The organism is Pseudomonas sp. NPDC086566 (assembly GCF_050280885.1).
Lineage (GTDB): Bacteria > Pseudomonadota > Gammaproteobacteria > Pseudomonadales > Pseudomonadaceae > Aquipseudomonas > Aquipseudomonas vlassakiae.
Map to the genome: position 1 here is coordinate 122,502 of NZ_JBNNWD010000002.1, position 13,347 is coordinate 135,848.

Annotated in this window: 14 protein-coding genes; all 14 read left to right on the forward strand. The window is 59.1% G+C overall.

Annotated features, from left to right (window positions below; genetic code table 11):
- Positions 1-291 precede the first annotated feature (291 nt).
- The 14 genes from mnmG to glmU all read left to right on the forward strand — a co-directional run bounded on the left by mnmG (position 292) and on the right by glmU (position 13,276).
- Entirely contained in the window at positions 292-2,184 is a 1,893-nt protein-coding gene (gene mnmG / locus ACQKPS_RS04770) for a tRNA uridine-5-carboxymethylaminomethyl(34) synthesis enzyme MnmG (protein ID WP_427602997.1), read from the forward strand.
- Positions 2,181-2,831, forward strand: coding sequence for a 16S rRNA (guanine(527)-N(7))-methyltransferase RsmG (gene rsmG, locus ACQKPS_RS04775; protein WP_254482377.1), 651 nt, complete (start codon positions 2,181-2,183; stop codon positions 2,829-2,831). Before mnmG ends, rsmG begins: the two co-directional genes overlap by 4 nt.
- Before the next feature lie 18 nt (positions 2,832-2,849).
- Positions 2,850-3,641, forward strand: a complete 792-nt coding sequence (locus ACQKPS_RS04780) for a ParA family protein (protein WP_427602999.1) — start codon at positions 2,850-2,852, stop codon at positions 3,639-3,641.
- Between the two features lie 9 nt (positions 3,642-3,650).
- Complete coding sequence (locus ACQKPS_RS04785; RefSeq protein ID WP_254482376.1) at positions 3,651-4,523, forward strand: ParB/RepB/Spo0J family partition protein; 873 nt, start codon at positions 3,651-3,653, stop codon at positions 4,521-4,523.
- Between the two features lie 149 nt (positions 4,524-4,672).
- On the forward strand, positions 4,673-5,080 hold the full coding sequence (locus tag ACQKPS_RS04790; RefSeq protein WP_008092225.1) for a F0F1 ATP synthase subunit I: 408 nt from the start codon (positions 4,673-4,675) through the stop codon (positions 5,078-5,080).
- A gap of 16 nt (positions 5,081-5,096) precedes the next feature.
- On the forward strand, positions 5,097-5,966 hold the full coding sequence (gene atpB / locus ACQKPS_RS04795; protein WP_054884842.1) for a F0F1 ATP synthase subunit A: 870 nt from the start codon (positions 5,097-5,099) through the stop codon (positions 5,964-5,966).
- A 143-nt stretch (positions 5,967-6,109) separates the two neighbouring features.
- On the forward strand, positions 6,110-6,367 hold the full coding sequence (gene atpE, locus ACQKPS_RS04800) for a F0F1 ATP synthase subunit C (RefSeq protein ID WP_003097235.1): 258 nt from the start codon (positions 6,110-6,112) through the stop codon (positions 6,365-6,367).
- 57 nt (positions 6,368-6,424) lie between these two features.
- Positions 6,425-6,895, forward strand: a complete 471-nt coding sequence (locus ACQKPS_RS04805; protein ID WP_254482375.1) for a F0F1 ATP synthase subunit B — start codon at positions 6,425-6,427, stop codon at positions 6,893-6,895.
- A gap of 12 nt (positions 6,896-6,907) precedes the next feature.
- Positions 6,908-7,444 (forward strand): F0F1 ATP synthase subunit delta, encoded by a 537-nt coding sequence (locus ACQKPS_RS04810; protein ID WP_039605254.1) that lies wholly within the window; start codon positions 6,908-6,910, stop codon positions 7,442-7,444.
- Positions 7,445-7,465: 21 nt separating this feature from the next.
- Positions 7,466-9,010: a F0F1 ATP synthase subunit alpha gene (atpA, locus tag ACQKPS_RS04815; RefSeq protein WP_085676550.1), complete on the forward strand. Its 1,545-nt coding sequence runs from the start codon at positions 7,466-7,468 to the stop codon at positions 9,008-9,010.
- 48 nt (positions 9,011-9,058) lie between these two features.
- Entirely contained in the window at positions 9,059-9,919 is an 861-nt protein-coding gene (gene atpG, locus ACQKPS_RS04820) for a F0F1 ATP synthase subunit gamma (RefSeq protein ID WP_013974905.1), read from the forward strand.
- Positions 9,920-9,946: 27 nt separating this feature from the next.
- On the forward strand, positions 9,947-11,323 hold the full coding sequence (gene atpD, locus ACQKPS_RS04825) for a F0F1 ATP synthase subunit beta (RefSeq protein WP_254482374.1): 1,377 nt from the start codon (positions 9,947-9,949) through the stop codon (positions 11,321-11,323).
- Between the two features lie 44 nt (positions 11,324-11,367).
- Positions 11,368-11,787: a F0F1 ATP synthase subunit epsilon gene (locus tag ACQKPS_RS04830; RefSeq protein ID WP_060507758.1), complete on the forward strand. Its 420-nt coding sequence runs from the start codon at positions 11,368-11,370 to the stop codon at positions 11,785-11,787.
- 121 nt (positions 11,788-11,908) lie between these two features.
- A complete protein-coding gene (glmU, locus tag ACQKPS_RS04835) occupies positions 11,909-13,276 on the forward strand; it encodes a bifunctional UDP-N-acetylglucosamine diphosphorylase/glucosamine-1-phosphate N-acetyltransferase GlmU (protein ID WP_427603004.1) in 1,368 nt (455 codons plus the stop codon).
- Positions 13,277-13,347: the final 71 nt, after the last annotated feature.

Genomic DNA, 13,347 nt, shown 5'->3' on the forward strand with positions numbered 1-13,347 from the left:
CACAGACTAAAGGACGTTATCCATAACCCTCATGGTGGGTAAGTCACAGGGTTCAATTTCGCTGTAAACCACACACAGAAAGGCCTACATAACCTTATCCACAGGGGAGGCTGTGCATAAGAATAAACATAAAAACAAAGCTTTTATAAAATTTTCTTCTTTGATTTCTGTTGTCTGCCATTCATCCACAGACTGGTCAAAATTTGCTCAGACGGTTCCTTTGGAGGGGGTGAAGTCCCTATACTTGTCCGCTTACCTTCTCTATTCGCAAAAACAGGCACGAGGTGCGTGGTGGATTTCCCTTCCCGTTTTGAAGTGATCGTCATCGGCGGCGGCCATGCCGGTACCGAGGCTGCGCTTGCGTCAGCACGCATGGGTGTGAAAACCCTGCTGTTGACCCATAACGTGGAAACCCTCGGTCACATGAGCTGCAACCCGGCAATTGGTGGCATCGGCAAGAGCCATCTGGTCAAGGAGATCGATGCACTCGGCGGCGCCATGGCGCTGGCCACCGACAAGAGCGGCATCCAGTTCCGCATCCTGAACAACCGCAAGGGCCCGGCCGTACGCGCCACCCGTGCGCAGGCCGACCGCGCCATCTACAAGGCAGTAGTCCGCGAGATCCTGGAAAACCAGCCGAACCTGTGGATATTCCAGCAGTCCTGTGATGACCTGATCGTCGAACAGGACCAGGTCAAAGGCGTGGTGACCCAGATGGGCCTGCGCTTCTTCGCCGAATCCGTGGTTTTGACCACCGGCACTTTCCTCGGTGGCCTTATCCACATCGGCTTGCAGAATCATTCCGGTGGTCGCGCCGGCGATCCGCCATCGATCGCCCTGGCTCACCGCATGCGCGAACTGCCGCTGCGCGTTGGCCGCCTGAAAACCGGTACTCCGCCGCGTATCGATGGCCGTTCGGTAGACTTTTCGGTCATGACCGAGCAACCAGGCGACACGCCAATCCCGGTGATGTCGTTCATGGGCAACGCCGACATGCACCCACGCCAGGTGAGCTGCTGGATTACCCACACCAACGCCCGCACCCACGAGATCATTGCCTCGAACCTTGACCGTTCGCCGATGTACTCCGGCGTGATCGAAGGTGTCGGCCCGCGCTATTGCCCGTCGATCGAAGACAAGATCCACCGCTTCGCCGACAAGGAAAGCCACCAGGTGTTCATCGAGCCGGAAGGCCTGACCACCCACGAGTTGTACCCCAACGGTATTTCCACTTCGCTGCCATTCGATGTGCAGCTGGAACTGGTGCGCTCGATCCGCGGTATGGAAAACGCCCATATCGTCCGGCCGGGTTACGCCATCGAGTACGACTACTTCGATCCCCGTGACTTGAAGTACAGCCTGGAGACCAAAGTCATCGGCGGCCTGTTCTTCGCCGGCCAGATCAACGGCACCACCGGCTACGAAGAAGCCGGCGCCCAGGGTTTGCTGGCGGGTACCAACGCCGCGCTGCGCGCGCAGGGCCGCGAAAGCTGGTGCCCGCGCCGCGACGAGGCGTACATCGGCGTACTGGTCGATGACCTGATTACCCTGGGTACCCAGGAGCCGTACCGCATGTTCACTTCGCGTGCCGAGTACCGGCTGATCCTGCGCGAAGACAACGCTGACCTGCGCCTGACCGAGAAAGGTCGCGAGCTCGGTCTGATCGATGACGAGCGTTGGGCTGCGTTCTGCGCCAAGCGTGACGGCATCGAGCGTGAAGAGCAGCGGCTGAAATCGACCTGGGTGCGTCCGAACACCGAGCAAGGCCAAGCCATTGTGGATAAGTTCGGCACCCCGCTGGCCCACGAGTACAGCCTGCTCAACCTGCTGGCGCGGCCAGAGATCGACTATGCCGGGCTGATCGAAGCGACCGGCGGTGCAGAAATCGATCCACAGGTCGCCGAGCAGGTCGAGATCAAGACCAAGTACGCCGGTTACATCGATCGCCAGCAGGACGAGATCACCCGCCTGCGAGCCAGCGAAGATACCCGCCTGCCTGTGGATATCGACTACACCACGATTTCCGGGCTGTCGAAGGAGATCCAGGGCAAGCTCGGCCAGACCCGTCCAGAGACGCTGGGCCAGGCTTCGCGTATTCCAGGCGTCACCCCGGCGGCCATTTCCCTGTTGCTGATTCATCTGAAAAAACGCGGCGCAGGCCGCGAATTGGAGCAAAGCGCTTGAGTTCCCTGGTCACCCCGCAACACGCCGAAGAGTTGTCCACAGGTGCGCGCCAGCTTGGTGTCGAGCTGAGCGACGAGCAGCACGAAAAGCTACTGGGCTACCTGGCCCTGTTGATCAAATGGAACAAGGCCTACAACCTTACTGCCGTGCGTGATCCGGACGAGATGGTTTCCCGCCATCTGCTCGACAGCCTGAGTGTCATGGCCTTTATCCACAGCGAGCGTGACAACTGGCTGGATGTCGGCAGCGGCGGTGGCATGCCCGGCATTCCTTTGGCTATCCTGCATCCGCACAAGCAGGTGACGGTGCTGGATGCCAATGGCAAGAAGACGCGCTTCCTGACCCAGGTGAAAATGGAGCTCAAACTGGACAACCTCACGGTTATCCACAGCCGGGTCGAAGCCTTCCAGCCGTCGCAACCGTTCAGCGGCATCATCTCCCGCGCCTTCAGCAGCATGGAGAACTTCACCAACTGGACCCGCCATCTGGGCGACACCGGGACGCAATGGCTTGCAATGAAGGGGCTGCATCCTGCCGATGAACTGGTAGCATTGCCCGCAGACTTCACAGTGGAAAGCGAGCAGGCCCTGACCGTTCCAGGTTGCCAGGGCCAGCGCCATCTGCTGATACTGCGCCGCAAGGCTTGATTGGGAACACACGCAACAATGGCTAAGGTATTCGCAATCGCGAACCAGAAAGGTGGTGTCGGCAAGACCACTACCTGTATCAACCTCGCAGCATCGCTGGCCGCGACCAAGCGTCGTGTGCTGCTGATCGACCTCGATCCGCAGGGCAACGCGACCATGGGTAGCGGTGTGGACAAACACGAACTCGAGCATTCGGTCTATGACCTGCTGATCGGGGAATGCGACCTTGCCCAGGCCATGCACTACTCTGAGCACGGCGGCTTCCAGCTGCTGCCGGCCAACCGCGACCTGACCGCCGCGGAAGTGGTGCTGCTGGAAATGCAGGTCAAGGAAAGCCGCCTTCGCAACTCGCTGGCGCCGATCCGCGAAAACTACGATTTCATCCTCATCGACTGCCCGCCGTCGCTGTCGATGCTGACGCTCAATGCGCTGGTGGCCTCCGATGGTGTCATCATCCCGATGCAGTGCGAGTACTACGCACTGGAAGGCCTCAGCGACCTTGTGGATAACATCAAGCGCATCGCTGCCCGGTTGAACCCGGAGCTCAAGATCGAAGGCCTGCTGCGGACCATGTATGACCCGCGGCTGAGCCTGAACAACGATGTTTCGGCGCAGCTCAAGGAGCATTTCGGCGAGCAGCTGTACGACACGGTCATTCCGCGCAACATCCGCCTGGCCGAGGCTCCGAGCTTCGGCATGCCGGCGCTGGCCTACGACAAGCAATCGCGTGGCGCTCTGGCTTATCTGGCCTTGGCCGGTGAACTGGTACGCCGTCAACGCCGTCAATCACGCACTGCACAGACAACTTAAGGAATCCGCATGGCCGTTAAGAAACGGGGTCTCGGACGTGGGTTGGATGCACTGCTCAGTGGTCCTTCCGTCAGCGCGCTCGAAGAGCAGGCTGTGAAGATCGACCAGAAAGAACTGCAACACCTGCCCGTCGAACTGATCCAGCGCGGCAAGTACCAGCCGCGCCGCGACATGGACCCCGAGGCACTGGAAGAACTCGCACACTCGATTCGCAATCATGGGGTGATGCAACCGATCGTGGTCCGCCCGATCGACGGTAGCCGCTATGAGATCATTGCCGGTGAACGCCGCTGGCGCGCCACCCAGCAAGCCGGTCTCGACACCATCCCAGCGATGGTGCGCGAAGTGCCGGATGAAGCTGCCATCGCGATGGCGCTGATCGAGAACATTCAGCGCGAGGACCTCAACCCGCTGGAAGAAGCCCTGGCCCTGCAGCGGCTGCAGCAGGAGTTCGAGCTGACCCAGCAACAGGTGGCCGATGCCGTGGGCAAGTCGCGGGTAACCGTGGCCAACCTGCTGCGCCTGATTTCGCTGCCCGAGGCAATCAAGACCATGCTCGCCCACGGCGACCTGGAGATGGGCCACGCCCGCGCGTTGCTCGGCCTCGAGGAAGAACGTCAGGAAGAGGGGGCGCGTCATGTTGTCGCACGTGGCCTGACCGTGCGCCAAACTGAGGCACTGGTCCGTCAGTGGCTCAATGGCAAGCCTGAGCCGGTCGAACCGAGCAAACCTGATCCGGACATTGCACGCCTTGAACAGCGGCTCGCAGAGCGCCTTGGCTCCGCCGTGCAGATACGCCACGGCAACAAGGGCAAAGGCCAATTGGTTATCCGCTACAACTCGCTTGACGAGTTGCAAGGCGTGCTTGCACACATCCGCTGAAACAATTCCCGTTGTAGCGCGCAGTCGGAAATCACTACCGAAGAGTTGAATAGGGGTTAATCCACCCCTATACTCTGCGCGCATTTTGTCGGCACAAATTATGCCAAGTCATAACTGACTTGTTGGTCGACTTCCGAGGAGCAGTTGTGATGGAAATCCGCACGCCAAACCGCCTGCCTTTCCATCGCTGGGCGGTTTTTCCGGTACTGCTGGCTCAATTCGTCGTACTACTGCTGGCAACCTTGGTGTTGTGGCAGTGGAAAGGGGCGGTCAGTGGATATTCAGGCCTTTGCGGAGGTTTGATTGCCTGGCTGCCCAACGTGTATTTCGCCTGGAAGGCTTTTCGCTTCAGCGGAGCTCGGGCGGCACAAGCCATCGTCAAGTCGTTTTACGCTGGCGAGGCAGGCAAGATGATTTTGACGGCAGTGCTATTTGCACTGACCTTCGCAGGAGTGAAGCCACTGGCGCCGTTAGCAGTATTCGGCGTCTTCGTGTTGACCCTTTTGGTCAGCTGGTTCGCGCCCCTGCTGATGAATAAAAGACTTTCGAGACCTTAGGGCGTTTGAGGCAACCATGGCAGCAGAAACCGCTTCGGGCTATATCCAGCACCACTTGCAGAACCTGACCTACGGTCAACTACCAGACGGCAGCTGGGGCTTTGCCCATTCGGCTGCAGAAGCCAAGGCAATGGGCTTCTGGGCGTTCCACCTGGACACCCTGGGTTGGTCCGTCGCGCTGGGTCTGATCTTCCTGTTCATCTTCCGCATGGCGGCCAAGAAGGCGACTTCTGGTCAACCAGGCGGCCTGCAGAACTTCGTGGAAGTGATGGTGGACTTCGTCCACGGCAGCGTGAAGGACTCCTTCCACGGCCGCAGCCCGGTCATCGCTCCGCTGGCGCTGACCATCTTCGTCTGGGTATTCCTGATGAACGCCATCGACCTGGTACCGGTCGACTGGATTCCTCAGCTGGCCATGCTGATCTCCGGTGATCCGCACATTCCGTTCCGTGCCGTGTCGACCACCGACCCGAACGCGACCCTGGCCATGGCCTTCTGCGTGTTCGCCCTGATCATCTTCTACAGCATCAAGGTCAAGGGCCTGGGCGGCTTCATCGGTGAGCTCACCCTGCACCCGTTCGGCAGCAAGAACATCTTCGTTCAGATCCTGCTGATCCCGGTGAACTTCCTGCTGGAATTCGTCACCCTGATCGCCAAGCCGATCTCGCTGGCACTGCGTCTTTTCGGCAACATGTATGCCGGCGAGCTGGTGTTCATCCTGATCGCCGTGATGTTCGGCGCCGGCATCCTCTGGCTGAGCGGCCTGGGTGTCGTGCTGCAGTGGGCATGGGCTGTGTTCCACATCCTGATCATCACGCTGCAAGCTTTCATCTTCATGATGCTGACCATCGTCTACCTGTCGATGGCTCATGAAGATAACCATTAAGACCGCCTGGCGTGTCTTGTAGCCTTCCCCGCTCGTTTGGGGGGAAGGCTTTAAAAGTCCGCAAGGGCAGCTGTACCAAACGATTTGTTTTACCGCTTCAACTTAAAAACCTAACCAATACGACGTAAAAGTCGGGAGGAAAGATGGAAACTGTAGTTGGTCTGACCGCTATCGCTGTTGCTCTGCTGATCGGCCTGGGTGCTCTGGGTACCGCCATTGGTTTCGGCCTGCTGGGCGGCAAATTCCTGGAAGGCGCTGCTCGTCAACCAGAAATGGTTCCGATGCTGCAGGTGAAAATGTTCATCGTTGCCGGTCTGCTCGACGCCGTAACCATGATCGGTGTTGGTATCGCTCTGTTCTTCACCTTCGCGAATCCGTTCGTTGGTCAGATCGCCGGCTAATCACTCGTAACCACGAGTTGATGGCTGTGATGAATTAAGACCGAGCGAGGTGTTGGCGTGAACATTAATGCAACCCTGATTGGCCAATCCGTTGCCTTCCTGATTTTTGTACTCTTCTGCATGAAGTACGTATGGCCTCCGGTCATCACTGCTCTGCAGGAGCGTCAAAAGAAGATTGCCGACGGCTTGGACGCTGCCAACCGCGCAGCTCGCGACCTGGAGCTGGCCCAAGAGAAAGTGGGTCAGCAACTGCGTGAAGCTAAAGCACAGGCAGCCGAAATCATTGAGCAAAGCAAGAAGCGCGCTGCTCAGCTTGTCGAGGAAGCCCGTGAACAGGCCCGCGTCGAAGCTGACCGTGTGAAGGCTCAGGCTCTGGCCGAGATCGAACAGGAACTGAACAGCGCGAAAGACGCCCTGCGTGCCCAAGTGGGCGCCCTGGCCGTCGGCGGTGCTGAAAAGATCCTTGGCGCCACAATCGATCAAAACGCGCATGCGGAGCTGGTTAACAAACTGGCCGCTGAAATTTAAGCGAGGGCGATCATGGCAGAACTGACCACGTTGGCCCGACCTTACGCTAAGGCTGCCTTTGAGCATGCCCAGGCCCATCAGCAACTGGCCAATTGGTCAGCCATGCTCGGCCTGGCTGCTGCGGTGTCTCAAGACGACACCATGCAGCGCCTGCTCAAGGCCCCGCGACTGACGAGCGCAGAAAAGGCCGCCACGTTCATTGACGTGTGCGGTGACAAGTTCAATGCACAGGCACAGAATTTCATTCGTGTTGCCGCGGAAAACGACCGTCTCCTGCTGTTGCCGGAGATTGCCGCTCTGTTCGACCTGTACAAGGCCGAGCAAGAGAAATCCGTGGACGTGGAAGTGACCAGTGCCTTCGCGTTGAACCAAGAACAGCAAGACAAACTCGCCAAGGTTCTCAGTGCACGGCTAGGCCAGGAAGTTCGCCTGCACGCGTCTGAGGATGCCAGCCTGATTGGCGGCGTCGTCATCCGCGCTGGTGACCTGGTAATCGATGGCTCTGTTCGCGGCAAGATCGCGAAACTGGCCGAAGCATTGAAATCTTGAGTTTGAAGGGGCAGCAGAGCAATGCAGCAACTCAATCCTTCCGAAATTAGTGAAATCATCAAGGGCCGCATCGACAACCTCGATGTGAGCTCCCAAGCCCGTAACGAAGGTACCGTTGTTTCGGTATCCGACGGTATCGTGCGGATCCACGGTCTGGCCGACGTCATGTACGGCGAAATGATCGAGTTCCCTGGCAGCGTATTCGGCATGGCCCTGAACCTGGAGCAAGACTCCGTAGGTGCAGTGATCCTGGGTGCCTATGACACCCTCGCCGAAGGCATGAGCGCCAAGTGCACCGGCCGCATCCTGGAAGTTCCGGTTGGTAAGGAACTGCTGGGTCGCGTCGTTGACGCACTGGGCAACCCGATCGACGGTAAAGGTCCTCTGGGCAACACCCAGACCGACGCGGTCGAGAAAGTGGCTCCAGGCGTGATCTGGCGTAAGTCGGTAGACCAGCCTGTACAGACTGGCTACAAGTCCGTCGACGCCATGATCCCTGTCGGCCGTGGCCAGCGCGAGCTGATCATCGGTGACCGCCAGATCGGCAAGACCGCCATGGCCATCGACGCCATCATCAACCAGAAAGACTCCGGTATTTTCTGTGTTTATGTTGCAGTCGGCCAGAAGCGCTCCACCGTTGCCAACATCGTTCGCAAGCTGGAAGAAGCCGGCGCCCTGGCCAACACCATCGTGGTCGTTGCCAGTGCTTCGGAATCCGCCGCACTGCAGTTCCTGGCGCCTTACGCCGGCTGCACCATGGGCGAGTTCTTCCGTGACCGCGGCGAAGACGCCCTGATCGTTTACGATGACCTGTCCAAGCAGGCCGTTGCCTACCGTCAGATCTCCCTGCTGCTGCGCCGTCCACCAGGACGTGAAGCGTACCCAGGTGACGTGTTCTATCTCCACTCCCGTCTGCTGGAGCGTGCATCGCGCGTTTCGGAAGAGTACGTCGAGAAGTTCACCAACGGCGCAGTCACTGGCAAGACCGGTTCCCTGACCGCCCTGCCGATCATCGAAACCCAGGCTGGCGACGTTTCCGCGTTCGTTCCGACCAACGTGATTTCCATCACCGACGGTCAGATCTTCCTGGAATCGGCCATGTTCAACTCGGGCATCCGCCCTGCAGTGAACGCCGGTGTTTCGGTATCCCGCGTAGGTGGTGCCGCTCAGACCAAGATCATCAAGAAGCTGTCCGGTGGTATTCGTACCGCTCTGGCTCAGTACCGTGAACTGGCTGCATTCGCCCAGTTCGCTTCCGATCTGGACGAAGCGACCCGCAAGCAGCTGGAGCATGGTCAGCGCGTAACCGAGCTGATGAAGCAGAAGCAGTACGCGCCAATGTCCATCGCGGACATGGCCCTGTCGCTGTACGCCGCTGAGCGTGGTTTCCTGACTGACGTGGAAGTCTCCAAGGTCGGTAGCTTCGAGCAAGCGCTGATCGCCTACTTCAACCGTGATCACGCCGAACTGATGGCGAAGATCAACGTGAAGGGTGACTTCAACGACGAAATCGACGCTGGCATGAAAGCCGGTATCGAGAAGTTCAAGGCCACCCAGACCTGGTAAGCCGCAGCGGGGGCTCCGGCCCCCGCTTGCTAACCTGATAGGTGATACATGGCAGGCGCAAAAGAGATTCGCAGTAAGATTGCGAGCATCAAAAGCACGCAAAAAATTACCAGCGCCATGGAGAAAGTGGCGGTCAGCAAGATGCGCAAGGCACAAATGCGCATGGCTGCTAGCCGTCCTTACGCGGAGCGTATCCGCCAGGTGATCGGTCATCTGGCCAACGCCAACCCGGAATACCGCCACCCGTTCATGATCGAGCGCCCTGTAAAGCGCGCCGGTTATATCGTGGTGAGCAGTGACCGTGGTCTGTGCGGCGGCTTGAACACCAACCTGTTCAAGGCCCTGGTCAAGGACATGAACGAAAACCGCGAACAGGGCGTTGAAATCGACCTGTGCGTGATCGGCAGCAAGGGTGCAACTTTCTTCCGCATCTTTGGCGGCAACGTGGTAGCCGCGATCAGCCACCTGGGCGAAGAGCCATCGATCAACGATCTGATCGGCTCCGTCAAAGTGATGCTGGACGCCTACCTGGACGGCCGTATCGATCGCCTTTCGGTGGTTTCGAACAAGTTCATCAACACCATGACCCAAAAACCGACGGTCGAGCAATTGGTACCGTTGGTGGCAACCCCGGATCAGGATCTCAAGCATCACTGGGATTACCTGTACGAACCCGACGCAAAAGAGCTGCTGGACGGCTTGATGGTGCGTTACGTGGAGTCGCAGGTATACCAGGCGGTGGTCGAGAACAACGCTGCTGAACAAGCAGCCCGGATGATCGCCATGAAGAACGCCACAGACAACGCCGGTGATTTGATCAAAGAGCTGCAGTTGATCTACAACAAGGCGCGTCAGGCTGCGATCACCCAGGAGATCTCGGAAATCGTCGGCGGCGCTGCCGCGGTTTAACGGTTCAAAAATTCAGAGGATCCAGCTATGAGTAGCGGACGTATCGTTCAAATCATCGGCGCCGTCATCGACGTGGAATTCCCACGTGACGTCGTACCGAGTGTTTACAACGCGCTGAAAGTTCAAGGCGCGGAAACCACCCTCGAAGTTCAGCAGCAGCTGGGCGACGGCGTGGTTCGTACCATTGCGATGGGCTCGACCGAAGGCCTGAAGCGCGGTCTGGATGTCGTCGACACCGGCGCTGCCATCTCCGTTCCAGTTGGTAAGGCCACCCTGGGCCGTATCATGGACGTACTGGGCAACCCGATCGACGAAGCCGGCCCGATCGGCGAAGAAGAGCGTCGCGGTATCCACCAGCCAGCGCCTTCGTTCGCTGACCAGGCAGGCGGCAACGACCTGCTGGAAACCGGCATTAAGGTTATCGACCTGGTCTGCCCGTTCGCCAAGGGTGGTAAGGTTGGTCTGTTCGGTGGTGCCGGCGTCGGCAAGACCGTAAACATGATGGAACTGATCCGTAACATCGCCATGGAACACAGCGGTTACTCCGTGTTCGCTGGTGTGGGTGAGCGTACTCGTGAGGGTAACGACTTCTACCACGAGATGAAGGACTCCAACGTTCTCGACAAGGTAGCGCTGGTCTACGGTCAGATGAACGAGCCACCAGGAAACCGTCTGCGCGTAGCGCTGACCGGCCTGACCATGGCTGAGAAGTTCCGTGACGAAGGTAACGACGTTCTGCTGTTCGTCGACAACATCTATCGTTACACCCTGGCCGGTACCGAAGTATCCGCACTGCTGGGCCGTATGCCTTCGGCAGTAGGTTACCAGCCGACCCTGGCCGAAGAGATGGGCGTTCTGCAAGAGCGTATCACTTCGACCAAGGAAGGTTCGATCACCTCCGTTCAGGCCGTATACGTACCTGCGGACGACCTGACCGACCCGTCGCCAGCGACCACCTTCGCCCACCTGGACGCCACCGTCGTTCTGTCCCGTGACATCGCCTCCCTGGGTATCTACCCAGCGGTCGACCCACTGGACTCGACTTCGCGTCAGCTGGACCCGAACGTGATCGGCAACGAACACTACGAGACCGCTCGTGGCGTTCAGTATGTTCTGCAGCGCTACAAAGAGCTGAAGGACATCATCGCGATTCTGGGTATGGACGAACTGTCCGAAAGCGACAAGCAACTGGTAGCCCGTGCTCGTAAGATCCAGCGCTTCCTGTCGCAGCCGTTCTTCGTGGCCGAAGTCTTCACCGGTTCGCCAGGCAAGTACGTTGCCCTGAAAGACACCATCGCTGGCTTCAGCGGCATCCTCAAAGGTGACTACGACCACCTGCCAGAACAAGCGTTCTACATGGTCGGCAGCATCGACGAAGCGATCGAGAAAGCCAAGAAACTGTAATCCCGGCGCCCCGCAAGGGGCGCTAATCAGGTTGAGGCAAGCAGATGGCTATGACAGTCCATTGCGATATCGTCAGCGCGGAAGGAGAAATCTTCTCCGGCCTGGTCGAGATGGTAGTAGCGCACGGCAACCTGGGCGATCTTGGTATCGCTCCAGGCCACGCCCCGCTGATCACCAATCTCAAGCCTGGTCCGATCACGCTGACCAAGCAAGGTGGCGATCGTGAGGTGTTCTACATCTCCGGTGGCTTCCTCGAAGTGCAGCCGAACATGGTGAAGGTTCTTGCCGACACCGTGCAGCGCGCTGCCGACCTGGACGAAGCTCAGGCTCAGGAAGCCCTCAAGGCTGCTGAGAACGCCCTGAACGCGAAAAGCTCGGACTTCGACTACGGTGCTGCTGCCGCACGTCTGGCCGAAGCTGCAGCTCAGCTGCGTACTGTCCAGCAAATGCGCAGGGGCAAGTAATCCGGCCTTGGCCGCTTACTTCCGTTGCGATTGAGTTAAAGGGTAGCCTCGGCTACCCTTTTTCTTTTTCAGAATTTCCCTCTTCGGTCATCCCTGACCGCCCAGGATTGGTAGCCAGTCAATGTCCCTCGATATCGTCATTCTCGCCGCAGGCCAAGGTACCCGCATGCGTTCGGCGCTGCCAAAGGTACTGCACCCGGTAGCCGGCAACTCGATGCTCGGTCACGTTATCCACAGCGCGCGCCAGCTCCAACCACAGGGCATTCACGTGGTCATCGGCCACGGCGCCGAGCTGGTGCGTGAGCGCCTGGCAGCCGACGACCTCAATTTCGTCATGCAAGACAAGCAGCTGGGCACGGGCCACGCCGTTGCGCAGGCCTTGCCGGCGATCACCGCCGATACGGTCCTGGTGCTTTATGGCGATGTACCGCTGATCGAAGTGGAAACCCTGCAGCGCCTGTTGGCCAAAGTCAGCGACAAGCAGTTGGGTCTGCTCACCGTCACCCTGCAAGACCCGACCGGCTATGGCCGCATCGTGCGTGATGGACAGGGCCAGGTGACCGCTATCGTCGAGCACAAGGACGCCAGCGAAGCGCAGAAGGCGATCAAGGAAGGCAACACCGGCATACTGGCCATGCCGGCCGCGCGCCTGGCCGACTGGATGGGCCGGCTGTCGAACAACAATGCTCAGGGCGAATACTACCTCACCGACGTTATCGCCATGGCGGTGGCTGATGGCCTGGTGGTCGCCACCGAACAGCCGCACGACCCGATGGAAGTGCAGGGCGCCAATGACCGTCGCCAGCTCTCGGAACTCGAGCGCCATTACCAGCTGCGCGAAGGCCGCCGCCTGATGGCCCAAGGTGTCACTTTGCGCGACCCGGCACGTTTCGATGTACGTGGCGAAGTGACTGTGGGTCGCGACGTGCTGATCGACATCAACGTGATTCTCGAAGGCAAGGTGGTCATCGAGGACGACGTGCAGGTCGGTCCGAACTGTGTGATCAAGGACAGCACCCTGCGCAAGGGCGCGATCATCAAAGCCAACACGCACCTCGACGGCGCGGTGATGGGCGAGGGCAGCGATGCCGGCCCGTTCGCCCGCCTGCGCCCGGGCAGCGTGCTGGAAGCCAAGGCCCATGTCGGCAACTTCGTCGAACTGAAAAACGCCCATTTGGGCGAAGGTGCCAAGGCTGGCCATCTGACCTACCTGGGTGACGCCGAGATCGGTGCGCGTACCAACATCGGCGCCGGTACCATCACCTGCAACTACGATGGCGCCAACAAGTTCAAGACCGTGATGGGGGAGGACGTGTTCATCGGTTCCAATAACTCGTTGGTGGCGCCAGTGGAAATCAAGGCCGGTGCGACTACTGCCGCTGGTTCGACCATTACTCAGGGCGTCGAAGCGGGTGACCTGGCGGTGGCCCGTGCGCGTCAGCGCAACATCTCGGGCTGGAAGCGGCCGGAGAAGATCAAGAAGAGCTGAGTTATACACAGCTGCAGCAATCCAAAGCCGATTTATGTGGATAAGTCGGCTTTTTTATTGGCTTAGGGTGG

What these genes read in the sequence shown, in the direction of transcription:
- ACQKPS_RS04785 (WP_254482376.1), top strand. Translation starts at nt 3,651, where the DNA reads ATGGCCGTTAAGAAACGGGGTCTCGGACGTGGGTTGGATGCACTGCTC.
- ACQKPS_RS04790 (WP_008092225.1), top strand. Translation starts at nt 4,673, where the DNA reads ATGGAAATCCGCACGCCAAACCGCCTGCCTTTCCATCGCTGGGCGGTT.
- atpB (WP_054884842.1), top strand. Translation starts at nt 5,097, where the DNA reads ATGGCAGCAGAAACCGCTTCGGGCTATATCCAGCACCACTTGCAGAAC.
- glmU (WP_427603004.1), top strand. Translation starts at nt 11,909, where the DNA reads ATGTCCCTCGATATCGTCATTCTCGCCGCAGGCCAAGGTACCCGCATG.
- atpA (WP_085676550.1), top strand. Translation starts at nt 7,466, where the DNA reads ATGCAGCAACTCAATCCTTCCGAAATTAGTGAAATCATCAAGGGCCGC.
- atpD (WP_254482374.1), top strand. Translation starts at nt 9,947, where the DNA reads ATGAGTAGCGGACGTATCGTTCAAATCATCGGCGCCGTCATCGACGTG.
- atpG (WP_013974905.1), top strand. Translation starts at nt 9,059, where the DNA reads ATGGCAGGCGCAAAAGAGATTCGCAGTAAGATTGCGAGCATCAAAAGC.
- atpE (WP_003097235.1), top strand. Translation starts at nt 6,110, where the DNA reads ATGGAAACTGTAGTTGGTCTGACCGCTATCGCTGTTGCTCTGCTGATC.
- ACQKPS_RS04810 (WP_039605254.1), top strand. Translation starts at nt 6,908, where the DNA reads ATGGCAGAACTGACCACGTTGGCCCGACCTTACGCTAAGGCTGCCTTT.
- ACQKPS_RS04780 (WP_427602999.1), top strand. Translation starts at nt 2,850, where the DNA reads ATGGCTAAGGTATTCGCAATCGCGAACCAGAAAGGTGGTGTCGGCAAG.
- ACQKPS_RS04830 (WP_060507758.1), top strand. Translation starts at nt 11,368, where the DNA reads ATGGCTATGACAGTCCATTGCGATATCGTCAGCGCGGAAGGAGAAATC.